This window comes from Variovorax sp. OAS795 (genome assembly GCF_040546685.1).
Classification (GTDB): Bacteria; Pseudomonadota; Gammaproteobacteria; order Burkholderiales; family Burkholderiaceae_C; genus Variovorax.
Genome location: NZ_JBEPOH010000001.1, coordinates 4,086,828 through 4,113,024, shown reverse-complemented (window position 1 = coordinate 4,113,024; position 26,197 = coordinate 4,086,828). Strand labels below are relative to the sequence as shown.

Sequence of the window (26,197 nt, the reverse complement as noted above, 5' to 3'; positions counted from 1 at the left end):
CGCCCGGTTTGTCGAACAGTGTTCCACGAAGGGCCGCGCCGAAAGGTGCGGCCCTTTTTTTTGCGGCCGTCGCTGCGCGATCAGGCCATCGCGGCGATCGACCGGGCCAGGTTGGCGCGGGCCCGCAGCTCGAGCAGCGCATGCATCCGCGGCGTGGTGTAGATCGCCTCGCGCGCGAGGAAGCGCTGCAGGATCGCGCGGCGGCGCGGCAAGCGCACCGCCTCGGGCACAAAGGCGTATTCGGCGTGCACCTGCCGTTCGTATTCGTCGAAACGCTGTTGCTCCGCGCCGAGGATCGACAGGTCGATGTCGATCAGCAGTTCGGCGTCGAGGCCCTCGGGCACGGCGTCGTGCCGCGTGGCCATCACCAGCGCGTGCACGCGTTCGGCCGCTTCGGGTTGCGCACCGGCCGCAAGCATTGCGCCGCGCGCCCACTCGGCGCTGCGTGCCTCGTTGTCATGGGCATGCACGTCGTAGACGGCATCGTGGAACCAGAGTGCAATCGCTACCTCGCCCGGGCGCTCGGCCAGCGCCTGCTCGCGCTCGAACCACGCGAGGCATTCGCCGAGGTGCTGCAGCGTGTGGTAGTGGCGCTGCGGCTCGCCGTAGCGGCGCTGGAGCTCGGTGCACAGCGCCTCGTCGGCGGAGGCCAGGCCCAGCGCACGCCACGCGGCATTCCAGTTGGCGAGCAATGCGGCAGGTGCCACGGCGTTATGGCTCCATCGCGGCCTTGACCTCCTGGCCGAGGTCGAGCACCGACATCGCGTAGTAGCTGCTCCAGTTGTAGCGCGTGATCACGTAGAAATTGCGCGTGCCCGCCACATAGGTCGGCGGCGCGTCGGCGCCGTTCTGCAGCTCGATGAGTGCGAGCAGGCCCTTGTGCCGGATGCCTTCGCCCTCGGGCACCGCGCCGGCCGCCACGAAGCTGTCTGCGCTGAAGCTCGGCAGGATGTCGGGCGCGAGCAGCACGGCCTTCTTGAGGCGGGCCTCTTCGAAGCGCACGGGATAGACCGCGGGCATGCCCGGCGTCCATCCGAAGGCCTTGAAGTAGTTGGCCACCGAGCCGATCACGTCGGCGGGGTTGTCGACCAGGTCGATGCGGCTGTCGCCGTCGAAATCGACTGCGTACTTGGCGATGCTGCTCGGCATGAACTGCGGCATGCCCATGGCGCCTGCATAGCTGCCCACGGGACGCAGGGGGTCTTCGGCGGTGCGGCTCTCGGTGCTGAGAAAGCTCTCGAGCTCGCCGCGGAAGAAGGCCTGCCGCTCGGCCGCGCGCGGGTGGGCCTGCGGAAAGTCGAAGGCCAGCGTGGCGAGCGCATCGATCACGCGGAAGTTGCCCATGTTGCGGCCGTAGATGGTCTCGACACCGATGATGCCCACGATGATTTCGGCCGGGACGCCGTACATTGCCTCGGCCCGTGCGAGCGTCTGGGCATTGGCGCGCCAGAAGCGCACGCCGGCCGCAATGCGTGTCGCATCGATGAAGCGGCTGCGGTAGGCCTGCCAGTTCTTGACCGTGCCCACCGGGCCCGGGAGCATCAGGCGCGGTACGCCGGGCAGGTAGCGGGCGCTGCCGATGGTGGTGCGCGCCCATTGGCGGTCGATGCCGCGGCGTTCGGCCACCTCGTCGGCAAAGCGCATGGCGTCGTCGCGCGCCGCGTACGACGTGCTGCCGGCCACGGGTTTCACCGCGCGGCCGTTGGCGGTTTTCTGGGCTTGCGCGCCCATGGACCAGGCGCAGCAGGCGCAGAGCAGGAGGGCGGCGGCGGCGCGCTGCGGCGCAGATTGAAAAAATCGCATGGGCGCGATTGTGCCGTCCAGGCGCCGGACCGCCGGCGCGGGACACATGCGGTTTCAGCGCGCGGCTTCAGCGCGCGGATTAGTGCACGGATCTCGCAACCGGCCAGTCCAGCCGCCGGAACTCGGCGCGCAGGGCCGCGAGCGAGGTGGGCGAAGCCGGGGCGTAGCGCTGGGCCTCGAGCTTCAGCAGCCAGTCGCGCACCGCCTGGGCCGAAGGGCCGAAGCGTGCCTCGGCCTGCGCGGCCATCTGCCGCGGTGGTGCTGTCTCGGGCAGCTGGAGCCCGGCCTTGGCGAGCCGTGTGCGCGCCTGGGCCAGCAGCCGCAGCCACGGGTCGTGCTGGCTGCGTTCCCACAAGGCCCATCCCGCGCCGGCAAGGCTCGCGCCCACCAGCAGGTAGAGCAGCACGTAGGCCAGGTCCTCGAGGCTCGGCGCATCGAAGCCCAGGTTCTTCAACAGGTTGAGCTGCCGGCTCTGGGTGTAGTTGAGCACCCACTGGTTCCAGCCGTTGTTCACGGCTTCCCACGCGGCGCGCACGTTCTGCGCGAGCGTCGGGCTCACGGCGCCGATGGCGCCGGCAAACAGGCCCGGCGGCGGCACCAGCCGCTGGAACTGGCCGACCCGGCCCGGCGACACCGCGCCGGTGGGATCGACGCGCATCCAGCCCACGCCCTGCTGCCAGACCTCGGCCCAGGCGTGCGCATCGCTCTGGCGCAGCACCCAGAAGTTGTCGACGCCATTGAGTTCTCCGCCCTGGTAGCCGGTCACGATGCGCGCCGGGATGCCGAGCCCGCGCATCAGCACCACGAAGGCCGAGGCGATGTGCTCGCAGAAGCCTTCCTTGCGATCGAACCAGAACTCGTCGGCCGTCTCGTTGCCATAGAAGCCGGGCTCCAGCGTGTAGGTGTAGCCGCCGGTGCGCAGCCGCTGCAGGGCGGCGCGAACGAAGGCCTGCGTGTCGGCATTGGCCAGGTCGGGCTGGGCGCGCATCTCCGCGGCCAGCGCAGCGGTGCGCGGGTTCGATCCGGGCGGCAGCGCAAGGTACGGGCGCAGCGCGGCCGTCTGCCGCAGCGGGCCGCTCTGGAACTGCGTGTAGCTTTCTGCCCGGTAGCGCACCAGGTCGGAGATCGGGCGGCTCGCGAGCCATTGCAGGTCGGGCGTGCCCACGACGCCGAAGCCGGGGACGTCGGGCGGCGTTTGCGCCGCATCGAGCGTGAGCAGCCACGGACGCTGGCTGGGTTCGAGCGTGACCTCGTAGCGCACCGGCTCGCCGCTCGTGCGCAGGTTGTCCGGCGCAGTGCCGCCGCGCGCCCAGGAGGGCAGCGCCGTCCACTCGCGCCCGTCGAACTGCGCGAGCACCGGGCCGCGGAAATAGAGCTGGCTTTGCGGCGGCGCGCGGTCGTTCTCGAACTTGATGCGCGCCGCGATCCCGTCGTCCAGCGCCAGCTGCGCGATGGTACCCACGCGCATGGTGTTCGACAGGCCCGTGCGGCCGGCCATGGCATCGGTGGGCGTGCCCCACAGCGGCGCGAAGCGCGGAAATAGCAGGAACAGCGCGAGCATGATGGGCGCGCCGAGCAGCGCCATCCAGGCGGCGGTGCGTGCCGCCAGCATCAGGGGCGGCTTGCCCACCGGCATGTGCGCATTCACCAGCGCGGTGAGCAGGCCCAGCAGCGCCAGCAGCATGGTGACCGCGGTCATCAGCGACTGCGAATAGAAGAAGTTGGTGAGCATCGCGAAGAAGCCCAGGAAGAACAGCACGAAGGCGTCCCTGCGGGCGCGCAGCTCCAGCGTCTTGAGCGCCAGCAGGATCACGACCAGCGTGACGCCGGCGTCGCGGCCCAACAGGGTCCGGTGCGTGGCGAAGGTGGCGGTCAGCGTCAGCAGCAGCAGGCCCACGCGTGCCCACCGGCCCGGCAGCGGGCGCGCGTCGATGGCCAGCATGCCGCGGTACACCAGGACCATGGCCGTGATGGCGGTGCACCACCATGGCAGGTTCTCGGCCTGGGGCAGCACGATCAGCGCGATGACGATCAGCAGGAACAGCGTGTCCCTCGCGTCCCGGGGCAGCGACGAAATCTCGCGCAGGAACTTGTTCATGCGCGGGGCTCCGGGCGGAAAGAGAGGGCGCTCAGCATAGGGCCAGCGCTTCCAGGCAGGCCCTGCGATGGGCCTCCCCCTGCGACGGCTGCAGCACCCGTGCGGCCACGCGGATGCCATAGTCCACGCCCAGGCGGTCGGCCATCAGCACCCAGGCGCAGAGCCTCGAAAGACGCGCCTCGGTGTCGGCCAGGTTGGCCGCCTGCACATCGAGCCACAGCTCTTCGCGCTGCGCCTGCTGCGTGTCGCGGCTCACCAGGTCCTCCGATCCCGTGGCTTGCGCGCGGGCCGCCTTTTTCCAGACCACGAGCTTGAGCGGGTCGCCACGGCGATACGCCCGCAGGCCGTCGTACTCCCCCGCGGCCTGCGCGCGCAGGGCGGCCGATGTGGCCGCCGGCCCCGACAGCGGTTCGCCGGGCGGCAGCGGCGGCGGATGGGGTTCGGGGGTCGGGTAGACCAGCATCTGCGCTGCGGGACGCCACACCGTCCAGACGCGGAAGGTGCCGAGCGGAAAACGGGTCTCGGCGGTGAGCGCGGGCACCGGATGAAGCCCGCGCCTTTCGGGCTGGAACGCGATCTCGACCGTGGCGCTGCCCTGGGCCGGCACGTCGGTCCAGGCCCAGTGGCCGCTGCCGCGCACGGCCATGCCGATGCCGTACCTGACGCTGCGCCGCGTGTTGTGCAGCACCACCCGGAAGACCGCGGCGGCGCCTGCGTAGTGCGGCTCGGGCGGCATCAGGTGCATGGCCAGCCCGCGCAGGGTGGCATGGCACACATGCATGCCGACGGCCACGCTGCCCGCCAGCATGAAAGTGAGCAGGTAGCCGAGATTGAGCTGGTAGTTGATCGACGCGACCAGGAGCACCAGCAGCGTGGCGCCCAGCAGCCAGCCCGCGCGCGTGGGCACGATATAGACGTTGCGCTGCGTGAGTTCCAGCGTGTCCGAAGGCGGCCGGCGCGACAAAAACCAGCCGTCGATGCGCGAGCGCAGCGACGCGATCATCGTGGGCAAGAAGGCTGGTTCATCTTCAGGGCAGCGGCACGTCGGCGATCATTGCGCGCACCTGCTCCACGGCGCCGCGGCCGGCATCGCCCACCGGTGTGAGGCGGTGCGCAACCGTCTGCGGCAATATCGACTGCACGTCGTCGGGCGCGACATAGCTGCGGTTGGCCAGCAGCGCCTGTGCCTTGGCGGCACGCAGCACGGCAATGCCGGCGCGTGGCGAGAGGCCTTGCAGGAACCACCGGCCGGACCGCGTGGCGGCGATCAGGTCCTGCACGTAGTTCAACAGCGGCTCGGCCGCATGCACCTGCTGTACACGCTGCTGCAGCGCCGTCAGCTCGCCCGCGGTCAGCATGGCGGGCAGGGTGGCGAGCATCTCGCGGCGGTCGGCGCCGGCGAGCAGTTCGCGCTCCGCGGCGCGGTCGGGATAGCCGAGCGAAATACGCATCAGGAAGCGGTCGAGCTGCGACTCGGGCAGGGCAAAGGTGCCGAGCTGGTCCTGCGGATTCTGCGTGGCGATCACGAAGAACGGCGTGGGCAGCGGCCGGGTCTCGCCCTCGATGGTGACCTGCTTTTCTTCCATCGCCTCGAGCAGCGCGCTCTGCGTCTTGGGGCTGGCGCGGTTGATCTCGTCCGCCAGCAGCACCTGCGCGAAGATCGGACCCGGGTGGAACACAAAGGCCTGCTGGCCCCGGTCGTAGATGGCCACGCCCGACAAGTCGCCCGGCATCAGGTCGGCGGTGAACTGCACGCGCGAGAACTGCAGGCCGAAGGTGTGCGAAAGCGCATGGGCGAGGGTGGTCTTGCCGACGCCCGGCACGTCCTCGATCAGGAGGTGGCCGCCCGCGAGCAGGCATGCGACGCAGTCCCGAACCTGGGGCTCCTTGCCCACGATCACCGTGTTAAGCTGACTCAGCAAAGTGGCAAGCTTCGCAGCGACGTCCATATTTGTATCCATATGCAAACGATACCGTAAGACCGCCCGGCCCCATGCCGTGTGAGGTCTAGATACGACAGAGACACGGCAAAGAGATGGGCAAGACCGGGTACTTCACACATCGCGACTGCTGGAAGCACGACATGGGCCGGGGCCATCCCGAATGTCCCGAACGGCTCGATGCCATTGAAGACAGGCTGCTGCTCAGCGGCGTGGGCGATGCGCTGGAACACCGTGACGTGCCGCTCGCCACCCTTGCACAGATCACCCGGGCGCACAGCGAGGCGCACCTCGAACACCTCGAAGAGCTTCACCAGCGCCTGGTAGCCGACGAACCGGCCGGTGGCCCCGACCATGCTCAGCTCGACCCCGACACCATCCTGACCCGGTACACCCTGCTGGCCGCGCGCCGCGCCGCCGGGGCCGCCATCGCCGCGACCGACGCGGTCATGGCCGGTGAGATAGAGAACGCGTTCTGCTCGGTGCGTCCGCCCGGTCACCATGCCTGCCGGGAGCAGGCCATGGGCTTCTGCTTTCTCAACAACGTGGCCATTGCGGCGCGGCATGCGCTCGAAGTGCATGGCCTGGAGCGCGTGGCCATCGTCGATTTCGACGTGCACCACGGCAACGGCACCGAGAACATCCTTTCGGACGATCCGCGCGCGCTCATGGTGGGCTTCTTCCAGCATCCGTTCTATCCGTACAGCGGCACCCAGTATCCGGCCTCGAACATGCTGAACCTGCCGATCCCGGCCTACACGCGGGGCATGGACGTGCGCGAGCTGATCGAGGCCATCTGGATGCCCCGGCTCGAGGAGTTCGCGCCCGAGATGATCTTCGTGAGCGCGGGCTTCGATGCCCACCGCGAGGACGACCTGGGCCAGCTCGGCCTGACCGAGAACGACTTCGCCTGGATCACCGGCCGCATCCGGGACGTTGCGCGGCGCCATTCGCGCGGCCGCATCGTCTCGATGCTCGAGGGCGGCTACAACCTCGACGCGCTGGCCCGCAGCGTGGAAGCCCATATCCGCGTCCTTGCCGACCTGTAGTTGCGCCGGCGCCTACGCGGCGACCTGTTGTCCCAAGAGATGAACTTCAACGATTTCACACAACGCCTGGGCCAGGTCGACGCGCGCGGCCTTGGCATCGAACTGGCGGCACTGGTGGCTTGCCTGGCCCTGGCCTGGGTGGCGAGCCGTTGGTTCGGGCGCGACCAGCCCAAGGATTCGATCTGGTTCGGCGAGCGTACCTTCGACGGCGTGCTGTTCCCGCTGCTGGCGCTGGTCTTCACCGAACTGGCGCGCCGCGGCGTGAGCGGCTTCCAGCCGGTGCTGGTGCTGCGCATCGCGGTGTCGGTCTTTCTTTCGCTGCTGGTCATCCGCCTGTTCGCGCGCGTGATGCGGGCGGTGTTCCCGGCCTCCAACCTGGTGCGCCTGCTGGAGCGCACGATCTCCTGGCTGGCCTGGATCGCGGCCATTCTCTGGATCGTCGGGCTGCTGCCGCCCGTGCTGGCCGAGCTCGACAACATCACGCTCTCGTTCGGCAAGACGAGCGTGAGCCTGCAGACCATCATCCAGGGTGCGCTCTCGGCCGGGCTGGTGCTGGTGCTCGCGCTGTGGATCGCCGCCACCATCGAGAAGCGCATCCTGCTCGAGGCCGTGACCGATCTGTCGATGCGCAAGGTCGCGTCCAATGCGGTGCGCGCCATATTGCTGCTGGTCGGGCTGCTGTTCGCGCTGTCGGCCGTGGGGGTCGACCTCACGGCGCTCTCGGTGCTCGGCGGCGCACTGGGCGTGGGCCTGGGCTTCGGGCTGCAGAAGCTGGCGGCCAACTACGTGAGCGGCTTCGTCATCCTGCTCGAACGCTCCATCCGAATCGGCGACAACGTCAAGGTCGATACCTTCGAGGGCCGGATCACCGACATCAAGACGCGCTACACGCTCATCCGTGCAGGCAACGGGCGCGAAGCCATCGTTCCGAACGAATCGCTGATCACCAGCCGGGTCGAGAACCTCTCAATGGCGGACCGCAAGTTCAACATCACGACCAGCATCGTGGTGGGCTACGACAGCGACGTGGCGAAGGTGCAGTCCATTCTTTGCGGCGCCGCCAAGTCGCAGCCGCGCGTCATGACCGACCCGGAGCCCGTGACCTTTCTTGCCAGCTTTGCGCCCGATGGACTCGAGTTTGTCCTGAACTTCTGGGTGGCCGACCCTGACAAGGGAAAGGACAACGTCCGCTCGGCCATCAACATCGCCATTCTCGAGGGCCTGCGTAGCGCGGGGGTGGACATTCCGTATCCCCAGCGCGTGCTGCGGGTGGAATCCTTGCCGCCGGGGGTTTCCGCGCCGCGCGATGCTGCCGTATAATCTCGAAAAAGCACGACCGTTCGTTTTTGTTGCACCGCGGTACATGCCGATACGAACGCGGAGCCGGCAGAGGCTGGACTCTAAAATGACCGGTTGCCCCCGAAGCCCCCTTTCTGCAATCCCAATGGAGTCAAGTCAATGAAGGTTCTAGTGCCTGTCAAACGGGTCGTCGATTACAACGTGAAGGTGCGCGTGAAGAGCGACGGCACCGGGGTGGACATTGCCAACGTCAAGATGAGCATGAACCCCTTCGACGAGATCGCCGTGGAAGAAGCGGTGCGCCTCAAAGAGAAGGGCGTGGTCACCGAGGTCATCGCCGTGTCGTGCGGCGATGCCAAGTGCCAGGAAACCCTGCGCACCGCCATGGCCATCGGCGCCGACCGCGGCATCCTGGTCGAGACCACCGAAGAGCTGCAACCCCTGGCCGTCGCCAAGCTGCTCAAGGCGCTGGTCGAGAAGGAACAGCCCCAGCTCGTCATCCTGGGCAAGCAGGCCATCGACGACGACGCCAACCAGACCGGCCAGATGCTCGCCGCCCTGACCGACCTGCCGCAAGCCACCTTCGCCTCCAAGGTCGAAGTGACAGACGGCAAGGCCACCGTCACGCGCGAAGTCGACGGCGGCCTGGAAACCATCTCCCTCACGCTGCCGGCCGTCATCACCACCGACCTGCGACTGAACGAGCCGCGCTACGTCACCTTGCCCAACATCATGAAGGCCAAGAAGAAGCAGCTCGACATCTTCAAGCCCGAAGACCTGGGCGTGGACGTCAAGCCCCGCCTGAAGACCCTCAAGGTCAGCGAGCCGCCCAAGCGCGGCGCCGGCATCAAGGTGCCCGACGTCGCCACCCTGGTGGACAAGCTCAAGAACGAAGCCAAAGTGATCTGAGGAACATAACGACATGACCGCACTAGTTATTGCCGAACACGACCACGCGACCGTCAAGCCCGCGACCCTCAACACCGTGACCGCAGCGCTTGCCTGCGGCGGCGACGTGCATGTGCTCGTCGCGGGTGCCAATGCCGCCGAAGCCGGCAAGGCTGCCGCGCAGATCGCGGGCGTGGCCAAGGTCATCGTGGCCGACAGCCCGAGCCTGGCCGAGAACCTGGCCGAGAACGTTGCTGCCCAGGTGCTGGCCATCGCGGCCAACTACAGCCACATCCTGTTCCCCTCGACCGCCAACGGCAAGAACGTCGCCCCGCGCGTGGCCGCCAAGCTGGACGTGGCGCAGATCTCCGACATCACGTTGGTCGTGAGCCCCGACACCTTCGAGCGCCCGATCTACGCCGGCAACGCCATTGCCACCGTGCAGAGCAGCGATGCCACCAAGGTGATCACCGTGCGCACCACCGGCTTCGACGCCGCCGCTGCCACCGGCGGCAGCGCAGCCGTTGAAACCGCCGAAGGCGTGGCCGACAGCGGCAAGTCCAGCTTCGTGGGCCGCGAGGTCACCAAGAGCGAACGCCCCGAACTGACCGCAGCCAAGATCATCGTCTCGGGCGGCCGGGCCCTGGGCAGCGCCGAGAAGTTCACCGAAGTGATGGCGCCCCTGGCCGACAAGCTCAACGCAGGCCTGGGTGCCAGCCGCGCGGCCGTCGATGCGGGCTACGCGCCCAACGACTGGCAAGTGGGCCAGACCGGCAAGATCGTCGCGCCGCAGCTGTACATCGCCGCGGGCATCTCGGGCGCGATCCAGCATCTGGCCGGCATGAAGGACTCCAAGGTGATCGTGGCGATCAACAAGGACGAAGAGGCGCCGATCTTCTCGGTGGCCGACTACGGCCTGGTGGCCGACCTGTTCACGGCCGTGCCGGAACTGGTGAAGGCGCTCTGACGCGATTGCCGCACTGAGCCAGAGGGCATCGTTCGCGATGCCCTTTTCGTATCCGCTGTATCTGGAGACATGAGATGAGCTACACCGCCCCCCTCAAGGACATGCTGTTCGACATCGAGCACCTGGCCAACATCGGCGAGATCGCCAGGCTGCCCGGCTTCGAAGACGCCGGCCTCGAGACCGCGCAGGCCGTGCTCGAGGAATGCGCGCGCTTCAACCAGGACGTGGTTGCGCCGCTGAACGTGGCGGGCGACCGCAACCCGTCGTCCTTCAAGGACGGCGAGGTCGTGACCACGCCGGGCTTCAAGGAAGCGTTTGCGCAGTACGTGTCGGGCGGCTGGCAGGGCCTGCAGCATCCGGCGGACTTCGGCGGCCAGGGCCTGCCCAAGACCATCGGCGCGGCCTGCGGCGAGATGCTCAACTCGGCCAACATGAGCTTCGCGCTGTGCCCGCTCCTGAGCGACGGCGCCATCGAGGCGCTGCTCACAGCCGGCTCCGACGAACTGAAGGCGGTGTACCTGGAGAAGCTGGTGAGCGGCCAGTGGACCGGCACCATGAACCTCACCGAGCCGCAGGCCGGCAGCGACCTGGCCATGGTGCGCAGCCGCGCCGAGCCCCAGGCCGATGGCACCTACAAGGTGTTCGGCACCAAGATCTTCATCACCTACGGTGAGCACGACATGGCCGAGAACATCGTGCACCTGGTGCTGGCCCGCGTGACCGGTGCGCCCGAAGGCGTGAAGGGCATCAGCCTGTTCGTGGTGCCCAAGTTCATCGTCGGCAAGGACGGGTCCCTGGGCGAGCGCAACGACGTGCACTGCGTGAGCATCGAGCACAAGATGGGCATCAAGGCCTCGCCCACGGCAGTGCTGCAGTACGGCGACAACGGTGGCGCCGTCGGTTATCTCGTCGGCCAGGAGAACCGCGGCCTCGAGTACATGTTCATCATGATGAACTCGGCCCGCTATGCCGTGGGCATGCAGGGCATCGCCATTGCCGAGCGCGCCTACCAGCACGCCGTGGCCTACGCCAAGGACCGCGTGCAGAGCCGCCCGGTCGACGGTTCGATCAACGCCAGCGCGCCGATCATCCACCACCCCGACGTCAAGCGCATGCTGATGACCATGCGTGCCTGTACCGAAGGCTGCCGCGCCATGGCGAGCGTGGCTGCCGCCGCCTACGACGCCGCGCACCATCACCCCGATGCGGACGCGCGCAAGCAGAACCAGGCGTTCTATGAATTCATGGTGCCGCTGGTCAAGGGCTACAGCACCGAGATGAGCCTGGAAGTGACCTCGCTGGGCGTGCAGGTGCACGGCGGCATGGGCTTCATCGAGGAGACCGGCGCGGCGCAGTACTACCGCGATGCCAAGATCCTGACGATCTACGAAGGCACCACCGCGATCCAGGCCAACGACCTCGTGGGCCGCAAGACGGCGCGCGACGGCGGGCAGACGGCCAAGGCCATTGCCGCGCAGATCGAGAAGACCGAGGGCGAGCTTGCGAAGCACGACAGCGCGGCGGCCGCGGCGGTGCGGAAGCGCCTGAAGGCCGCGCGCGAGGCCTTCGTGCAGGTGGTCGATTTCGTCGCGGGACAGACCAAGGCATCGCCGAACGCGGTGTTCGCGGGCAGCGTGCCCTACCTGATGCTCGCGGGCAACCTCATGGCCGGCTGGCAGCTCGCACGCTCGCTGGTCATCGCGGAAGACCTGGCCTCGCGCAACGTCGATACCGCTTTCATGCAGGCCAAGGTGGCCACGGCGCGCTTCTATGCCGAGCACATCCTGAACAAGGTGCCGGGGATGCGCGACAGCATCGTCGAGGGTGCGGAGAGCGTGACGGCGCTGGCGCTCGACGCGTTCTGACCGACGGCCCGCCGTGTCGCCCACCTGACGGGCGATACGGCCTTCCTCTTATATAAAACCGACACCCTATTCCGGAGACGAAATGTCCAAGCTGCCCCCCGTGCTCGCCAACCTGCCGCTGCCGATCATCGGCTCGCCGCTGTTCATCATCAGCAACCCGAAGCTCGTGATCGCCCAATGCAAGGCAGGCGTGGTCGGTTCGATGCCGGCACTCAACGCGCGCCCCGCGGCACAGCTGGAAGACTGGCTGGCCGAAATCACCGAGGAGCTCGCGGCCTACAACAAGGCCAATCCGGACAAGCCCGCCGCCCCGTTCGCCATCAACCAGATCGTGCACAAGAGCAATGACCGGCTCGATCACGACATGGAAATGGTCGTGAAGTACAAGGTGCCGATCGTCATCACCTCGCTGGGCGCACGCACCGACGTGAATGACGCGGTGCACAGCTACGGCGGCGTCACGCTGCACGACATCATCAACAACAAGTTCGCGCAGAAGGCGATCGAGAAGGGCGCCGACGGCATCATCGCCGTGGCGGCCGGTGCCGGCGGCCATGCAGGCGTGAAGAGCCCGTTCGCGCTGGTGCAGGAAATCCGGCAGTGGTTCGACGGCCCCATCGCGCTGTCGGGCTCCATCGCCACCGGCGGCGCGGTGCTGGCCGCACAAGCGATGGGCGCCGACTTCGCGTACATCGGCACCGCCTTCATCGCGACCGAAGAGGCGCGTGCCAGCGACGACTACAAGCAGGCCATCGTCGATGGCAACTCGGACGACATCGTCTACTCCAGCCTCTTCACCGGCGTGCACGGCAACTACCTGGCGCCCAGCATCGTCAAGGCCGGCATGGACCCGGCCAACCTGCCCGAAGGCGACGTGAAGACCATGAACTTCGGCGGCGGCGACGGCAGCAAGGCCAAGGCCTGGAAAGACATCTGGGGCTCGGGCCAGGGCATCGGCGCCGTGACCGAAGTGGCCAGCGCGGCGGCGTTCATCGAAAAGCTCAAGCGCGAGTACCAGGAAGCAAGGCAGCGGCTCGCACTTTGAACGGCCCGCGCAATCCCGCGCATGCCGCACAGCCCGCGCCGCGCGGGCGGATGCCGCTGCTGGACATTGCAAAAGGCCTCGCCTGCGCGGTCATCGTCGGGCACCACCTGTCGCGCTATGGCGCGATGCCGGCAGGGGCCTTTGCGCTGGCACCGGATTTCCTCGGTTGGCTGGCCGACAACGGCCGCCTGGCCGTGCAGGTATTCCTGGTGATTGCCGGTTTCCTGGCAGCCTCCAGCCTGGCGCCCGACGGCGTGCTGCGGGTGGATCGGCCGCTGGCGCGCATCCTCCAGCGCTACGGACGGCTGGTGATGCCGTACCTGGCGGCGCTCACCGTCTGCGTGCTGGTCGCTGCGGTCGTGCGGCCGTGGATCGGCAACGACGACGTGCCCGCGGCGCCCAGCATCGGCCAGCTGCTCGCGCACGGATTGCTGATGCAGGACCTGCTCGGCTACGAGGCCCTGTCCACCGGCGTGTGGTACGTGGCCATCGATTTCCAGCTCTTCGTGCTGGCGCTGACGCTCATGGGACTGCCGGCCCTGTGGCGCCGAACGCCGGCCGAGCCACGTTCGCGCGAGCGCTGGGTCCCCGTGGCGCTGGTGCTGGCCGTGGCCCTGGCCTCGCTGGCGCTGTTCAACCGCCACAGCGAACTCGACGCCACGGCCTTCTATTTCTTCGGCGCCTACGGCCTCGGCATGCTGGTGTTCTGGATCGGGCGCGCCACGCGTGCGAGCACCTGGCAGGGCGCCATCGTGCTGCTCGTGCTGGCGGGGGCGGGCGCGCTGGCCCTCGACTGGCGCAGCCGCATCGCCACCGCGCTGGTGAGCGCGTTGCTCATTGCCTTGGCGCAGCGGCAAGACTGGCTCTCGATGGCGCGCTGGCCCGATGCGGCCTTGCCGTTGCAGCGTCTGGGCCGCATCTCTTACTCGCTGTTCCTGATCCACTTTCCGGTGCTTCTGGCCACCAACGCCGCCATGGGGCGGCTGGGTCCGCATGCGGCCTGGATCGACGGCCTGGGCCTGGCCGCCACCTTCGGCCTCTCGGTGGCGGCGGCGCTGCTGCTGTACCGCTGGGTCGAAGTGCGCCCGGCTTCGTGGCGCGCGGTGGCCGCGCTGTTCGCCGCGCTGCTGCTCAGCGGGTGGCTCGTTTCCTGGTGAGCCGGGCCGCGCTCAGGTCTTCTTCTTGAAGAGCTTGGCAATGCCCCAGAGCGCCGCGCCGCCCGCCACCACCGCGATCTTCGCGAACTTGGCCAGGAAGGCGAGGGCGAGTGCAAAGAAGCCCAGCTTCTTCACCGCCACGCCGGCCACCAGCGCAGCCAGGCCGTAGGCTGCGACCTTGTCGGTGGACGAATTGAAGTCCGCGTACTTCTTGCCGTCGTCGTACTGCAGCGCGCCGAGCAGCTTGGCCGCATCGGGCTTGTACTTGTCGAGCTCGTTCGCGTTGGTGATGAGGTTCAGGCTCAGGTAGCCGTCGCGCCCCAGCGCGTAGGTGTTGTAGTTGACGCCCTGGTTCTCGCCGCTGCTGCCCTTGTTCCTGGACAGGGCCGACCACACCAGCCGGTGCGTCGAGGCTTCGTACTGCGGCTTCTGCGCCCAGCCCGTGACCTCGATGCCGGGAATGCCGCGCTTGGCCCGCTCCTCGTTCGCAGCCTCGGTGCCTTCCTTCAGGCTCTTGAGCAGGTCGTCGGCGTTCCAGTCCTTCGCGTCGTCGTCCTTGATGTAGCCCTCCTTGACGAACTTGACCACCGCCATCCAGTCGGCATCGTCCGCGGGAAAGATCACGCCGATGAAGCTGTCGTCGGTCCGGTTGCCCATGCTGCGCATGAGCTGCGCGGCGGCCGGCGTCGGTACCCAGACGTAGCCGGCCGGCAAGTGAAGGTGCGCCTGGTCGCGCAGGGCGATCTCGGCGGGCCCGGCCTTCTGCACGGCCTTGGCGGCCTTGAACGCCGCCTGCTGTTCGGCTTCCAGTGCGTTGGCGGTGGAGGTGGCGGAAGCCGCCGGCTCGTCGGGCGCCGCCGCGTTGCCGATGTTGGCGGACGCCAGGGCGCACGCGAGCAGCAGGCCGGCCGTCAGGCGGGCCGAAGGGGTGTGAATACGCAAGTTCTCTCTCCTCGGTTGTTGTCGGTTCTTGTGAGACGCGAGGAGTTTATCGGCGCAACCTGAGCAGGAATGCGCATTGTGTTTCGCGGCTCTGCACAAGGGCTGCGGCAAACTCTGCGCATGACTTGGAGCGATGTTTTTCCTCGATGACCACACATACCCTTCACGCTTCCGCAGAACGTGTGCGCGAGGCGATTCGCACATCCACCACCGGCTTGATCGGGCGGGAGCAACTGGCCGAACTGATCGTGCTCGCTGCCGTCGCGCAGGAGCACCTGCTGGTGGTCGGACCGCCGGGTACTGCCAAGAGCGCGGTGGTGCGCCGGGTGGCGCAGAGCCTCGGCGGAAGGTACTTCGAGTACCTTCTCGGGCGATTTACCGAACCTTCCGAGCTGTTCGGACCGGTGGATCTCAACAAGCTGCGCGCCGGTACCGTCGAAACCGACGTGACTGGCATGTTGCCCGAGGCCGATGTGGCCTTCCTCGACGAGGTATTCCTCGGATCGACCGCGATCCTGAACACTTTGCTTGGCGTGCTCAACGAGCGTCGTTTCCGGCGCGGCCACACGCAACTGCAGTGCCCGCTGCGCGTGTGCGTGGGCGCCGCCAACGCCTTGCCCGATGACGAAGGGCTGGCGGCCTTCGGCGACCGCTTCCTGCTGCACGTGTTCGTCGAATCCCTGCCTGACCACCAGCTTGAAGCCATGCTCAGCGGGGGTTGGCGCTCGGACCATGCCCCTGGCGGCATGGGCACCGCGCTTGCGGACCTCGACGTTCTGTGCCAGCAACTCAAGCAAGTCGACCTCGGTGGTGTGCAGCCGGCTTTGGCCAATGCGATCCGCAAGCTGCGGCAGTCCGGCGTGCAGTTGTCGGACCGTCGCATCGTGAAGTCGCAGCGCTTGCTTGCGGCCGCGGCCGTCCTGGCCGGCCGCCTTGAAACCTCCGAGGCTGATCTGTGGCCGCTGCTTTACGTGCTGCCCACCCAGGAGGCGCAGCAGAGCGCGCGCGACGTGCTGCGCGATGCCTTCGCCAACGCCTGCCACCCGCACTTGCTGAGCGCCGTGGAAGAGGCAACCCTGCAGCCGCTCTCACGCGCCGCACGGCTGGCCGAAGCGGCACGCGCCTGCCTCGGTTCCGCGCCCGATTCGGCGCGCGTCGAAGCCGAGAGCGTGCTGCGCGAGATCGACGCCAACTTCAACAGCGAAGACTTGCCCGATCCATTGAGCGGGTTGCGGAGCCAACTGGTCGATCGCTTGGTCGTCGCGCCAACATGAACCTGGCCACGCCGTTCACCTGGCGTTGGCAGGCCCGCACCGAGCCGTTGCCCGCAAAGGCGGCCGTGGCCTGGGGCAGGGCGGCGCGTGCGCTGCATCTTCGATTGCAGCAGATCGAGCCTGGACAGCAGTCCGGCCTCTCGGCCACCGCCAGCCGCGATCTTTTGATCGTCGTGGGGGAGACAGGGGACCCTGCCATGGGTCGATGGCACCGCCTACGCCGGTCCTTGCAGCGAAGCACCCGGTCTGTGGCTGCCGACGCTGGCGGCACCCGACCTTCCCACCGAATTGATCGCTCGCAGCCTGCAGCGGCGTCATCCGGGCCGCCAGCCCCTCTTGCTGTGGCCGCGGCCCGAAGCCATCGTGCCGCTCGACAGGCTGCTGCCGTTGTCCTCCGCGTTGCTGGCCCGCATCGAGGCGCAATGGGACGCGACATCTGCATGAGCAGCCCCGGCTCCGCCTCCATGGAACTGCCCGACGGGCTCAAGCCCTGGCATTCATGGCTCCAATGGTTTGAATCTGAACTGGCCGTCGAACTCGGCACCCTGATTCGGCGCATACAACCGATGCTCGGACGTTTCCAGGGTGAGGTCCGCGGCGGGCAAGCAGAGCCGCACGGCCTGGACGACCTTCGCAGGCGGGGCCGCTATGAGCGACTCTTGTCCACTGAGTGGCTGCTGGCCGAGGAACTTCCCGACGAGTTCCTGCGGCGCGCTGCTTCCAGCGAGCATCTTTTCCTCGCACCGCGACCAAGGGTTCGCGAAGCCCGCAAAGGCATCGTCGCGATCTTCGACTCGGGCCCGTTGCAGCTCGGTGCGCCGCGCGTGGGGCAGCTTGCGTTGTGGATCTTGCTGGCACGCCGCGCCGCGGAGACCGGCGGAGCGCTCCAGTGGGGAGTGCTGCAGGCGCCTGGCAAATTGCACGCCGCCGACGGCGTGCGCCAACTCAAGGCCCTCATGAAGAGTCGCAGCTTCGTGGTCGGAGACGCCGGGCACACGAAAGCCTGGGCGCAGGCGCTGGCCGAGTTGCCGCACCCTCCGGGTGAAAGCTGGCTGATCGGAGCCTCATCGGCCGAACAGCCTGTGGCGCAGCGATGGACCAGCCATCGCATCTGTTTGCGCCGCGCAGTGCACGGCGAGGCCCTTGAAGTGTCGCTGGATGGGCAGGTCTCGGTGCGACACGCGGCGTTGCCGTTGCCGGCAGCGAAGGTCGCGATGCCGCTGCTGAGAGGCGAGTTCATCGCGGTGGCACCGGACGCCTTGCACCAGCACCACAGGGGCAGGATTGCGCTGCAGCGGCAACCCTTGATCTCGGTGCAAGGCACGCACGTGGCGGTGCAATTGCTCGACGAACCCGGTGTGATGGTTTTCCCGGTTGCCGCCAGTGCCAAGCAGAAGGGCCGCCCAAGGTACCAACGCTGGGGAGAACGCCTGGAACCACTGTCCGTCATGTTCCGCGGCAAGCGCGTCGGTGCGTTGCTGAGCTTCGAGCGTTCAATGTACTTCTGGCAAATCCCGGGACTGAACAGTTTCTTGGCACCGGATCCCGAAGTGTTCCGCGCACCGCCCGGCCTCGGCGCCTGGCTGCCGTCGGCGTGGCTGTACAGCGCACAAAAGCTATGTGTGTGCGTGCTCGACCGCGATGGGCAGCTCGTGGCGTGGGAGGCCTCGAGAAACGGCGCGCCGTTGCCCGATGAAGGGTCCTTTCGGACCATCGACCGGCAGGTGGCCGGCATGGCGCAGTGGTCCGATGGCGGTCTTGTCTACGCGGCTGTGCGCTCGAACCAGCTGGTGCTGTGCCGCCTGGGAATCGATTCGATGCCCTCGACCGCCCTCACCATATGCGCGAGCGTAGAGGAGCCGGTCGTCCACTTTGCGGGCGGCAGGCTATGGAAGCACGGGCTCGGCGGCTGCGCGGTGCGCCTTTCCTCTTCCGACAAGGAACTCGAGAAGTGGCGCATCTACGAGCCCATCCTGTCCTGGACCGGGTTCGATCTGAGCATTCGAGGCGGCATTGCCTTGGTCCACGACACGAAGAATGCGCGCTTCGCCATGTTGAGCCTGTCGCCCGAGCGAACCACGCTGACGCTGCATTCGAACGGCCACCATCCCGAAACGGTCTACACCGCCCCCGAGCGGATCGAGAAGATCAGCGTTTGTCCCAACACCGGGCTGGCGGTCATGTTGACCATGCACAAGAAGATCATTCTCTACATGGTGCCGGAGCGGGCTTTGCGCGCCGTGCTGCACGGCGAAGGAGCTGGCGATGCAGTTGCCTGACCCGGCGCGCATGCCCGCGGCGCAGGTTCGCCATCCGGTGCTCAAGGGGTGGCAACCGGTATCGGGGCTGTGGTTTCCATCCGAATGGCTGACCGGGTCGGTGCGGGCGCGACGCATCGTCGAGGGTTGGCGTGCGGGGGCGCAGCTGTTTCGTTTCGCTCATGGCGACCTGTTGAGGTTCGCGAATCCGGTCTCGCTCGACTGCAACCAACTCGCCGGCTGGCCGCTTCGGTCCGAAGGCACCACGCTGTGCTCGGCCGAGCTTGGCCCTGAAGAGCGCGCTGCGCTGCCAGTGGCCGACCTCTGGCTCGTGCAAGGCGGCGAGGTGCTTGCGTTGCAGCTCTCGCAGGCGGCGCTTTTCGATGCATCGACGTGGCTCGACGCCGGGCCCGCCATGCTCGACACTTTCGATTGCCGCCAGACCTTGCCCGAGCCGGTGTTGCTCGACGCGGAGGGGCATGGTGTGCGAGAGCTGCTGGGCGACGCAATCCCGCCGGCCAGCGAGGAGCAGCGCGAGTTCCTGAAGGCCATGGCGGCCCGTGCGCGTGCAACCGGAAGACCCCCGGGAACCGCGCCCGGTGGCGGCTTCAAGGGATGGTGGGGTGGGGCCGGGCTCGCGCTCATCGTGCTGAGCCTGCTTCGCGGGGGATGGACCCCAGGCCTGCTGCCCCCGGTTTTGCTGCCGAAGTCCGCCGCAACAGGCCGCAGTTTTTTTGCGCCACTGAATGCGTCCTCGATCTACGTGGGACTTGTCACGCTGCTGCTGGCAGCCTTGGTGATCTGGGCGGTGACCCGCGTCGAATCGCGCCGCGCACGCCGGTCGAAGTCTGGCGAGCCGGTGGCTGCGCCGCAAACGGCGCATGAAGGTTCCAGCGGCACGGCAACTTCGCCGTCTTCTTCGATGAGACCGCGCGGCAGTGGGCGGACGTTGCGCTCGCGCTGGCGCGACTGGATCGTGCGAATGGCAGTGGCTTCGCGCTTTTCAAAGTTGCTGGGGCGTCAGCAAGCGGCCTACATGCGGCGCATGCTGAGGATGTTCGACGAAGGTGATCTCATGGAGGCGCTGCGACATGCCATTCCGTTGGGCGGTGAAGCTGCGGATGCGGGGCAGGCCTTCGGAAGCCCGGGCCGGCGCGACAGCTTGGCACTCAGCCAATCGCTTGGATCGAGTTCAAGCATCTATCTGGACGAAGGCTTCGAGAATCACCTAAGGCAGCTTTACCGAAGAAGCTTCGAGAAACTGGACCGCGAGGGGCGCACCGACGAGGCGGTGTTCGTTCTTGCCGAGTTGCTCCAGTCGAGGCAGGAAGCACTTGACTACCTCGAAAAGCACCAGCGCTACGCCCAGGCCGCCGAACTCGCGCTTGCCTGGGATCGTCCGCCCGAGATCATCGTGCGGCTCCTGTGCCTGGCCGGCGACTGGCGTCGCGCGATTGCAGTCGCCCGCCGTGACGACGCCTTTGCCAATGCGGTTCTGCAATTGCAGCCCAAGTGGCCCGAGATGGCGAACCGGCTGCGTGAAGAGTGGGGTCAGTTGCTGGCGCAGAAAGGCGAATGGCTTCGGGCAGTCGACGCCGTCTGGCCCGTGGTCGCGGCCCGGGAGCAGGCCGTAGCGTGGCTGCTTGCGGCCGAGAGCGCTGACGGACGACTCGCCGCACGGGCGCTTGTGCAGCGCGCGCTCCTGTTGCCCGACACACTGGGCGCCTGCGCGGAACGCCTCCGGGCTTTGCGCGACGATCCGCTGCTGCACCGCGAACGGGCTGCACTCGCCAGCGAGTTGCTTGCAGTATCGGGCCACAACGCGAGCTCGCGCGGCTTGATCTCCGTTCTCGCCCCGGCGCTGCTCGCCGATCATTCGGGAAGCCACGGGCGGATGCACAAGCGGGCCTTCCAGGCGCTGATGCGCCTCGATGCGGACCCGCTGCTCAGGCTCGACATGCCGGGCAGCGAGATGCCGGGTTTCGAGACCCGGCCCCTCGCCAAGCAGTCTTCGTTGTTGACACTCGATGTCCCATCCAGGGGGGCGCATGCGATCCACGATGCAGCCTTGCTCGAAGACGGGCGCTATTTGCTTGCGCTGGGCGAGGCCGGTGCCGTCATGACCGACAGCGCTGGCGGTGTGCTGGCCCGCTTCGCAGTGCCGGCGTACCGCCTGGTTCCGGCCCGCAGCGGCCGGGTCGCCTTGGCATTGGCGCAGCGCGACGGGTTGTGGCGGGTCAGCCGGTTGGACCTGATGCAGCGCCGCATCGATGACTTGGGCTTGTCCGAGATCAGCCATTTTTCTGGTGAGTTCGACGGCAACAGCTGGACCGTGGTGCGCGGCAACCGCATTCAGGTGCTGGACACGGGCCGTTCGCTCCAGGACGTGCTCTGGCAGGTCGCCGAATTGCCGGGAGAAGTGGTCGACTTCACCGCCCACGCGCGACCTGGAACAGTTCGTCGTTCACGACGGTGTTGCCGGCTCCAGCCTGTGGCGCTACCAGTGTCTGCCGCGGCGTTTGTTGAGCCGCGAGCCAATGGACGTTGCAGACACCTCGATCTCCAGGCCCATGTTGCATCCACAGCTCGGCGCCTTTCAAATATCTGGCGAAACCAAGGAAACCGGCGACTTGTGCCTGCGGTGGCAGGTTGCGCAATGCAAAGAGGGTGAAGTCCGTTTGCGTGATCTGTCGAGCGCGCCCGAGAGGCTGCGTTTCTGGGTGGACCGTGATTGGCTCGTCATGGCGCAATCCGCCTCAGGAAAGCAACGCGTCCAATGGCTTGGTGTTCGGGGAGGGCGCGCGTCGGCTGCGCTGGAATGGCCCTGCGCCGGGCTGGACATGCGCGTGCTGGACAACGGGTGGCTGCTGTTCGACGATGAGGGCCGGGTGATGCACTTCGACACGGAGCGCAGCCTGGCGACCGGTTTCTCGATTCGCTGATCACTTCCAAGGCGTGGGTGGCGGAATCTCGCACACCGGCGCCACATCGATGCTCTTGAAATCGGCCGGCGAGACGATTTCGAGGTACTCCATGTCGGGCGAGTAGTCGAAGAGGAAGTGGCGGATGCCCGGGCGCTGGTGCACCACGTCGCCGGCTTCGACCAGGGTTTCCTTGTCCTCGTACATGAAGCGGGCCCAGCCCTTCAGCATGAGCACGATCTGGAAGTCCGCTTCGTGGCGGTGCCAGCCGGTGCCCGTTTCCGGTGCCATGTTGGCCTTGACGAGGTGCGCGATGACCTTGCCATGGGTGGCCTCCGCAATGCCCAGGTCGCGGTAGAGAAAGAAATCGCGCAGCCCGCCCGAGACGTAGCCGGTGTCGCCGGGCTTGACGTGGGAGAACTGGGTGGCGGTTCGGTCCGGCATGAGGGCGCTCCTTCGCAGGTTTTGAGGGTGGTGCTGCAATGCAGCACGCATAAAGCGTTCCCAAAAGCATCGGCCTGGTAGATACTCAACCACATGGTTCACTTAGACAATGCCACGCTTGACGCCGTGTTCGCCGCGCTCTCCGACCCGACGCGGCGCACCGTGCTCGAGACGCTCGGCAAGCGCAGCCTCAGCGTGACCGAGCTGGCCGAGCCGCATGGCATGTCGCTGACCGGCTTCATGAAGCACCTGCGGGTGCTGGAGGAGGCGGGTCTCATCTCGCGCACGAAAGAGGGCCGGATCGTGCGCTGCGAACTCTCGCCGCGGCCCATGCAGGAGGCTGCCGTGTGGCTGTCGCGGTACGAGAAATTCTGGACCGGGCGCCTCGATGCGCTCGCACGCTATCTCTATCACCAAGAGGAGACCGAATGGCAAACGCTGCCGCCCACGACCAGGAGCGACCCTCGCTCACCCTCCGTCGCCACTACCCCGTCGCCCCCGAAAAAGTCTGGCGGGCCTGGACCGAGCCGCAAGCGCTGAAAGCCTGGTTCGGCCCCGACGAGATCGTTTCGGGTCCCCGTGGCCGAGGTCGACCTGCGCGTGGGCGGGCGCTTTCGCGTGGCCATGCTGGCGGCCGACGGCGAGACGCACGACGTGAGCGGCGTCTACCAGGAGCTGGTGCCCCATCGCAAGCTGGTTTTCAGCTGGGCATGGCGCAGCACGCCGGAGCGGGAGTCTCGCGTGACGGTGCTCATCGAGCCCGATGGCAGCGGCTGCGAACTGGTGCTGAAGCACGAGCAGTTCTTCGACGAAGCCGCGCGCGAAGGGCACACCCACGGCTGGACCGGCGCGCTGGCCAAGCTCGAGCGGCGGCTGGCGGAAGAGGGCGCATGAGCGGCTCGGCTGCATTGCCTCTGCGCCGGCCAGGATCCATACTGCGGGCTCCACGACGCGACGACGAACGGAGCCTTCCATGAGCAACGAACTTCGCAAGAAGCTGCACGACCTGGCGGAACTGGCCGACAACACCACCGATCCGCAGACCAAGGCCATCGTCGAGGCGATACGGCTGCAGACCGCGGTGCTGAACGAGCGGCTCTTCTCCATCGAGCTGCAACTGGGCACGCTCACCAAGCGCATGGAAAACACGACTGACTGAGTGGCCGCCGCTTTGTAGGGATAATCCCCGCCATGAGCGGCAACACATTCGGAACACTCTTCGCGGTCACCAATTTTGGCGAGTCGCACGGCCCGGCCATCGGCTGCGTGATCGACGGCTGCCCGCCGGGCATGGCACTGAGCGAAGCCGACATCCAGGGCGACCTCGACCGCCGGCGCCCCGGCACCAGCCGCCACGTCACCCAGCGCAACGAGCCCGACGCGGTGCAGATTCTTTCCGGCGTCTATGAAGGCAAGACCACCGGCACCCCGATTGCGCTGCTGATCCAGAACACCGACCAGCGCAGCAAGGACTACGGCCAGATCGCCCAGCAGTTCCGCCCCGGCCACGCCGACTTCACGTACTGGAAGAAATACGGCATTCGCGATCCGCGCGGCGGCGGGCGTTCGTCGGCACGGCTCACCGCGCCCATGGTGGCGGCCGGTGCGGTCGCCAAGAAATGGCTGGCCGAAAGGCACGGCGTGGCGTTTCGCGGCTGCATGACGCAGATCGGCGACATCGCCATCCCGTTCGAGAGCTGGGACCACGTGCCCAACAACCCGTTCTTTGCGCCCATCGCCGACGTGAGCGAACTCGAGGCGTACATGGACCGCCTGCGCAAGGCCGGCGATTCGTGCGGCGCGCGCATCCGTGTCACGGCCACCCACGTGCCCGTCGGCCTTGGCGAGCCGCTGTTCGACAAGCTCGACGCCGAGATCGCCTACGCGATGATGGGCATCAATGCCGTGAAGGCGGTCGAGATCGGCGCCGGGTTCGACAGCGTCACCCAGCGCGGCACCACGCACGGCGACTCGATCACCCCCACGGGCTTCGTCACCAACAACGCGGGCGGCATCCTGGGCGGCATCAGCTCGGGGCAAGACCTCGAGGTGAGCATCGCGATCAAGCCGACCAGCTCGATCATCAGCCCGCGCCAGTCGATCGACATCCACAACAATCCCGTCGAGGTGGTCACCAAGGGCCGCCACGACCCTTGCGTCGGCATCCGGGCGACGCCCATTGCCGAGGCCATGCTCGCGCTGGTGGTCATGGAACACGTGCTGCGCAACCGCGCGCAATGCGGCGACCTGCAGCAACAGCAAAAAGAGCTGGCCGAAAAGTCCGAAGCCGCGTCGCCGCAGGCGTCTTTCCTGTAGTGCCCACACCGCCGCCTGTGGCCGCCGGACGCGGCCACCTGCTGGCGTTCGCTGGTCTGTCGGCCAGCTATTTCGCGCACATCGGTTTCTTCAATCCCTACCTGCCGCTGTGGCTCAAGGACCTGGGCCTGCCGATCTTCACGATCAGCCTGCTGGCCTCGGTGCAGTCGGTCACCCGGGTGTTCGCGCCCTATGCCTGGGGCGCGCTGAGCGATCACACGGGCCAGCGCGTGAAGCTGCTGCGCTTCAGCGCCGCCGTGGCGCTGGCCAGCTCGTTCGGACTCTGGTGGCATGGCGGCGCCTGGTGGCTGGCACTGGTGCTGCTGGTCATGTTCACCCACACCAGCTCGATGATGTCGCTCACCGAGGCCGCCATGGCGCAGCTCGTGGCCGGCGACTGGGGCCGCTACGGACGCATCCGGCTCTGCGGTTCGGCCGGCTTCCTGGTGACCGTGTTCTTCGCGGGCGAATGGTTCGAGCGTTTCGGCATGAAGCACTTTCCGGCCTGGGCCGCCGGCACGCTCGCCGTCGTGCTGATCGCGACGATGAAACTGCCCGACATCCGCGAGCCCGTGGCGGCGCACGACGCGGTCAAGGAGCCCATCGGCCCGGTGCTGCGCATTCCGGCGGTGCGGTGGTTCTTCGCCTCGCTGTTCTTCCAGGTGATGTCGCATTTCTCGGTCTACGCATTCTTCTCGCTCTACCTGGATTCGCTGGGCTACGGCAAGAGCGTGATCGGCCTGCTCTGGGCGCTGTCGGTGGTGGCCGAGATCGTCTGGTTTTTCCTGCAGGGCCGGCTCATCGGGCTGTTGCCGATGCCGCGCTGGATGCTGGTCTGCGGCATTGCCGCCGTGGCGCGGCTGGGCCTCACGGCAGGGCTCGGCGGCTGGATCGCGGCGCTGGTCGTCGCGCAATGGCTGCATGCGCTGAGCTTCGCGGCGCACCACACCACCTGCATCGCCGTGGTGTCGCGCCGCTTCCCGGGCCGGCTGCGCGGACGCGGGCAGGCGCTCTTCACCGTCATCGGCTATGGCTTCGGCGGCGTGCTGGGCGTGCTGCTCGGCGGCGCCGTGGCGCAGGAGTTCGGCTACCGGACCATGTTCGCGCTCGCGGCGGTGCTGGCGGCGGTGGGCAGCTTGTGTGCCTGGCGCGTGGTGACGCTGGAGCGAACGGCAACTGCTGCTGGATAGCCCCGCAAGCTCAGGCTCTTCAGCATCAAAGATTTATCTTTGAATTGACTATTACGCCAAATCAACATTTAAAATAATTGTCAAAAGCTGCACTGGGAGGTGAGCATGACGCTTATGTTGAAAACAATTTTCTTATTCAACGAAACGGAATTAGACAATTTTTCTTATTGCCTTGCCGCAGCAGTGCAAATAGGTAGTCGGCTGGCATTCGAGCAACTTGCCCTGAGCCTTGACGGAGAACAGTGACATGGACAACGACGTCCCCGCTTCGATCTCGTCTTTCCCGCCCATTTCGGGCGCCCAGAGCTATGCGCTCACCGAAGAGCAGCGCCGTGCGCTCGCCGCCAAGGCGGAGTCCGGGAACGCCGATGCAGCCTTCCGTCTCTCGCTGTACTACACCTTCACCTTCTCCGACGCCGATCAAGCCATGCACTGGCTGTCGATGGCGGCGCACCGCGGGCATGGCACGGCGCAGCACAATCTCGCCTACGACCTGTACATGGATGGCGCGGACCTCGCCAAGGCAGCGTACTGGGCCGCGGAAGCGCAGAAGAACGGCAACGACGAAGCTGGATGGCTGCTGCATGAAATCCAGACTGCGAAGGTCGTGTCGGGGTGGAGCCCGCTGACCTGAGCTTGATCCTCCAAGGCCACGACTTGTGGCGCAGCGAGCAGTCGGCGCGCGGGTCTGCTCTTCGGGACAGACCGGCAGCTGGCATTTCGGGTAAATAGTCTCAACCC

Annotated in this window: 25 protein-coding genes and 2 pseudogenes; 20 read left to right on the top strand and 7 right to left on the bottom strand. The window is 67.2% G+C overall.

What is annotated here, in order from left to right:
* Positions 1-80: 80 nt before the first annotated feature.
* From ABID97_RS19920 to ABID97_RS19900, 5 genes are all read right to left on the bottom strand, one after another.
* Positions 81-707 carry an HD domain-containing protein gene (locus tag ABID97_RS19920; RefSeq protein WP_354400223.1) on the bottom strand — a complete coding sequence of 209 codons (627 nt, stop codon included), beginning with the start codon at positions 705-707 and terminating at the stop codon, positions 81-83.
* Positions 708-711: 4 nt separating this feature from the next.
* On the bottom strand, positions 712-1,803 hold the full coding sequence (gene mltB, locus ABID97_RS19915) for a lytic murein transglycosylase B (protein WP_354400221.1): 1,092 nt from the start codon (positions 1,801-1,803) through the stop codon (positions 712-714).
* Between the two features lie 79 nt (positions 1,804-1,882).
* On the bottom strand, positions 1,883-3,901 hold the full coding sequence (locus ABID97_RS19910; protein ID WP_354400220.1) for a transglutaminase TgpA family protein: 2,019 nt from the start codon (positions 3,899-3,901) through the stop codon (positions 1,883-1,885).
* A gap of 31 nt (positions 3,902-3,932) precedes the next feature.
* A complete protein-coding gene (locus ABID97_RS19905) occupies positions 3,933-4,904 on the bottom strand; it encodes a DUF58 domain-containing protein (RefSeq protein ID WP_354401821.1) in 972 nt (323 codons plus the stop codon).
* 25 nt (positions 4,905-4,929) lie between these two features.
* Positions 4,930-5,850, bottom strand: coding sequence for an AAA family ATPase (locus ABID97_RS19900; RefSeq protein ID WP_354400218.1), 921 nt, complete (start codon positions 5,848-5,850; stop codon positions 4,930-4,932).
* 86 nt (positions 5,851-5,936) lie between these two features.
* Between ABID97_RS19900 and ABID97_RS19895 the strand changes: the two genes are divergently transcribed.
* From ABID97_RS19895 to ABID97_RS19865, 7 genes are all read left to right on the top strand, one after another.
* Entirely contained in the window at positions 5,937-6,890 is a 954-nt protein-coding gene (locus tag ABID97_RS19895) for a histone deacetylase family protein (RefSeq protein WP_354400217.1), read from the top strand.
* Positions 6,891-6,929: 39 nt separating this feature from the next.
* Entirely contained in the window at positions 6,930-8,210 is a 1,281-nt protein-coding gene (locus tag ABID97_RS19890) for a mechanosensitive ion channel family protein (protein WP_354400216.1), read from the top strand.
* 138 nt (positions 8,211-8,348) lie between these two features.
* Positions 8,349-9,098, top strand: coding sequence for an electron transfer flavoprotein subunit beta/FixA family protein (locus ABID97_RS19885; protein ID WP_354399924.1), 750 nt, complete (start codon positions 8,349-8,351; stop codon positions 9,096-9,098).
* A gap of 13 nt (positions 9,099-9,111) precedes the next feature.
* Complete coding sequence (locus ABID97_RS19880) at positions 9,112-10,044, top strand: electron transfer flavoprotein subunit alpha/FixB family protein (protein WP_354399925.1); 933 nt, start codon at positions 9,112-9,114, stop codon at positions 10,042-10,044.
* 74 nt (positions 10,045-10,118) lie between these two features.
* Positions 10,119-11,909, top strand: a complete 1,791-nt coding sequence (locus ABID97_RS19875) for an acyl-CoA dehydrogenase (protein WP_354400215.1) — start codon at positions 10,119-10,121, stop codon at positions 11,907-11,909.
* 82 nt (positions 11,910-11,991) lie between these two features.
* Positions 11,992-12,954: an NAD(P)H-dependent flavin oxidoreductase gene (locus ABID97_RS19870; protein ID WP_354400213.1), complete on the top strand. Its 963-nt coding sequence runs from the start codon at positions 11,992-11,994 to the stop codon at positions 12,952-12,954.
* A 50-nt stretch (positions 12,955-13,004) separates the two neighbouring features.
* Complete coding sequence (locus ABID97_RS19865; RefSeq protein ID WP_503012822.1) at positions 13,005-14,111, top strand: acyltransferase family protein; 1,107 nt, start codon at positions 13,005-13,007, stop codon at positions 14,109-14,111.
* Positions 14,112-14,123: 12 nt separating this feature from the next.
* On the opposite strand, the gene ABID97_RS19860 is transcribed toward ABID97_RS19865, so the two are convergent.
* Positions 14,124-15,053 (bottom strand): DUF2167 domain-containing protein, encoded by a 930-nt coding sequence (locus tag ABID97_RS19860; protein ID WP_354400210.1) that lies wholly within the window; start codon positions 15,051-15,053, stop codon positions 14,124-14,126.
* 146 nt (positions 15,054-15,199) lie between these two features.
* Between ABID97_RS19860 and ABID97_RS19855 the strand changes: the two genes are divergently transcribed.
* The 6 genes and pseudogenes from ABID97_RS19855 to ABID97_RS19830 all read left to right on the top strand — a co-directional run bounded on the left by ABID97_RS19855 (position 15,200) and on the right by ABID97_RS19830 (position 21,527).
* Positions 15,200-16,327, top strand: coding sequence for an AAA family ATPase (locus ABID97_RS19855; RefSeq protein ID WP_354400208.1), 1,128 nt, complete (start codon positions 15,200-15,202; stop codon positions 16,325-16,327).
* Positions 16,324-16,503: pseudogene (locus tag ABID97_RS19850) on the top strand (bpX5 domain-containing protein); the annotation flags it as partial. The gene ABID97_RS19855 and the pseudogene ABID97_RS19850, both read left to right, overlap by 4 nt.
* Before the next feature lie 16 nt (positions 16,504-16,519).
* On the top strand, positions 16,520-16,771 hold the full coding sequence (locus ABID97_RS19845; protein WP_354401819.1) for a bpX5 domain-containing protein: 252 nt from the start codon (positions 16,520-16,522) through the stop codon (positions 16,769-16,771).
* A 20-nt stretch (positions 16,772-16,791) separates the two neighbouring features.
* Positions 16,792-18,606, top strand: coding sequence for a hypothetical protein (locus ABID97_RS19840; protein ID WP_354401857.1), 1,815 nt, complete (start codon positions 16,792-16,794; stop codon positions 18,604-18,606).
* Positions 18,593-18,958: pseudogene (locus ABID97_RS29530) on the top strand (bpX6 domain-containing protein); the annotation flags it as partial. The gene ABID97_RS19840 and the pseudogene ABID97_RS29530, both read left to right, overlap by 14 nt.
* A gap of 2,305 nt (positions 18,959-21,263) precedes the next feature.
* Positions 21,264-21,527, top strand: a complete 264-nt coding sequence (locus ABID97_RS19830) for a hypothetical protein (RefSeq protein ID WP_354400205.1) — start codon at positions 21,264-21,266, stop codon at positions 21,525-21,527.
* Here ABID97_RS19830 and ABID97_RS19825 read toward each other — a convergent pair whose 3' ends face one another.
* Positions 21,528-21,950 carry a cupin domain-containing protein gene (locus ABID97_RS19825; protein WP_354400204.1) on the bottom strand — a complete coding sequence of 141 codons (423 nt, stop codon included), beginning with the start codon at positions 21,948-21,950 and terminating at the stop codon, positions 21,528-21,530. It lies immediately after the preceding gene.
* A gap of 93 nt (positions 21,951-22,043) precedes the next feature.
* On the opposite strand from ABID97_RS19825, the gene ABID97_RS19820 reads away from it, so the two are divergent.
* The 7 genes from ABID97_RS19820 to ABID97_RS19790 all read left to right on the top strand — a co-directional run bounded on the left by ABID97_RS19820 (position 22,044) and on the right by ABID97_RS19790 (position 26,090).
* Entirely contained in the window at positions 22,044-22,490 is a 447-nt protein-coding gene (locus ABID97_RS19820; RefSeq protein ID WP_354400203.1) for an ArsR/SmtB family transcription factor, read from the top strand.
* 39 nt (positions 22,491-22,529) lie between these two features.
* Positions 22,530-22,844 (top strand): SRPBCC family protein, encoded by a 315-nt coding sequence (locus tag ABID97_RS19815; protein WP_503012784.1) that lies wholly within the window; start codon positions 22,530-22,532, stop codon positions 22,842-22,844.
* A gap of 79 nt (positions 22,845-22,923) precedes the next feature.
* Positions 22,924-23,109, top strand: coding sequence for a hypothetical protein (locus ABID97_RS19810; RefSeq protein ID WP_093017646.1), 186 nt, complete (start codon positions 22,924-22,926; stop codon positions 23,107-23,109).
* Between the two features lie 32 nt (positions 23,110-23,141).
* A complete protein-coding gene (gene aroC, locus ABID97_RS19805; protein ID WP_354400201.1) occupies positions 23,142-24,266 on the top strand; it encodes a chorismate synthase in 1,125 nt (374 codons plus the stop codon).
* Entirely contained in the window at positions 24,266-25,456 is a 1,191-nt protein-coding gene (locus ABID97_RS19800) for an MFS transporter (RefSeq protein ID WP_354400200.1), read from the top strand. Before aroC ends, ABID97_RS19800 begins: the two co-directional genes overlap by 1 nt.
* Before the next feature lie 105 nt (positions 25,457-25,561).
* The gene (locus ABID97_RS19795) at positions 25,562-25,702 is read left to right on the top strand and encodes a hypothetical protein (RefSeq protein ID WP_354400199.1); all 141 of its coding nucleotides are present in this window, start codon (positions 25,562-25,564) and stop codon (positions 25,700-25,702) included.
* A 1-nt stretch (position 25,703) separates the two neighbouring features.
* Positions 25,704-26,090 (top strand): SEL1-like repeat protein, encoded by a 387-nt coding sequence (locus tag ABID97_RS19790; RefSeq protein WP_354400198.1) that lies wholly within the window; start codon positions 25,704-25,706, stop codon positions 26,088-26,090.
* The last annotated feature ends 107 nt before the right edge of the window (positions 26,091-26,197 follow it).

Excerpts from the sequence above, each read along its gene's own strand:
- mltB (WP_354400221.1), bottom strand. The coding sequence starts at position 1,803 with ATGCGATTTTTTCAATCTGCGCCGCAGCGCGCCGCCGCCGCCCTCCTG.
- ABID97_RS19910 (WP_354400220.1), bottom strand. The coding sequence starts at position 3,901 with ATGAACAAGTTCCTGCGCGAGATTTCGTCGCTGCCCCGGGACGCGAGG.
- ABID97_RS19905 (WP_354401821.1), bottom strand. The coding sequence starts at position 4,904 with ATGATCGCGTCGCTGCGCTCGCGCATCGACGGCTGGTTTTTGTCGCGC.
- ABID97_RS19900 (WP_354400218.1), bottom strand. The coding sequence starts at position 5,850 with ATGGACGTCGCTGCGAAGCTTGCCACTTTGCTGAGTCAGCTTAACACG.
- ABID97_RS19895 (WP_354400217.1), top strand. The coding sequence starts at position 5,937 with ATGGGCAAGACCGGGTACTTCACACATCGCGACTGCTGGAAGCACGAC.
- ABID97_RS19890 (WP_354400216.1), top strand. The coding sequence starts at position 6,930 with ATGAACTTCAACGATTTCACACAACGCCTGGGCCAGGTCGACGCGCGC.
- ABID97_RS19885 (WP_354399924.1), top strand. The coding sequence starts at position 8,349 with ATGAAGGTTCTAGTGCCTGTCAAACGGGTCGTCGATTACAACGTGAAG.
- ABID97_RS19880 (WP_354399925.1), top strand. The coding sequence starts at position 9,112 with ATGACCGCACTAGTTATTGCCGAACACGACCACGCGACCGTCAAGCCC.
- ABID97_RS19875 (WP_354400215.1), top strand. The coding sequence starts at position 10,119 with ATGAGCTACACCGCCCCCCTCAAGGACATGCTGTTCGACATCGAGCAC.
- ABID97_RS19870 (WP_354400213.1), top strand. The coding sequence starts at position 11,992 with ATGTCCAAGCTGCCCCCCGTGCTCGCCAACCTGCCGCTGCCGATCATC.
- ABID97_RS19865 (WP_503012822.1), top strand. The coding sequence starts at position 13,005 with ATGCCGCTGCTGGACATTGCAAAAGGCCTCGCCTGCGCGGTCATCGTC.
- ABID97_RS19855 (WP_354400208.1), top strand. The coding sequence starts at position 15,200 with ATGACCACACATACCCTTCACGCTTCCGCAGAACGTGTGCGCGAGGCG.
- ABID97_RS19840 (WP_354401857.1), top strand. The coding sequence starts at position 16,792 with ATGGAACTGCCCGACGGGCTCAAGCCCTGGCATTCATGGCTCCAATGG.
- ABID97_RS19825 (WP_354400204.1), bottom strand. The coding sequence starts at position 21,950 with ATGCCGGACCGAACCGCCACCCAGTTCTCCCACGTCAAGCCCGGCGAC.
- ABID97_RS19820 (WP_354400203.1), top strand. The coding sequence starts at position 22,044 with ATGGTTCACTTAGACAATGCCACGCTTGACGCCGTGTTCGCCGCGCTC.
- ABID97_RS19810 (WP_093017646.1), top strand. The coding sequence starts at position 22,924 with ATGAGCAACGAACTTCGCAAGAAGCTGCACGACCTGGCGGAACTGGCC.
- aroC (WP_354400201.1), top strand. The coding sequence starts at position 23,142 with ATGAGCGGCAACACATTCGGAACACTCTTCGCGGTCACCAATTTTGGC.
- ABID97_RS19795 (WP_354400199.1), top strand. The coding sequence starts at position 25,562 with ATGACGCTTATGTTGAAAACAATTTTCTTATTCAACGAAACGGAATTA.
- ABID97_RS19790 (WP_354400198.1), top strand. The coding sequence starts at position 25,704 with ATGGACAACGACGTCCCCGCTTCGATCTCGTCTTTCCCGCCCATTTCG.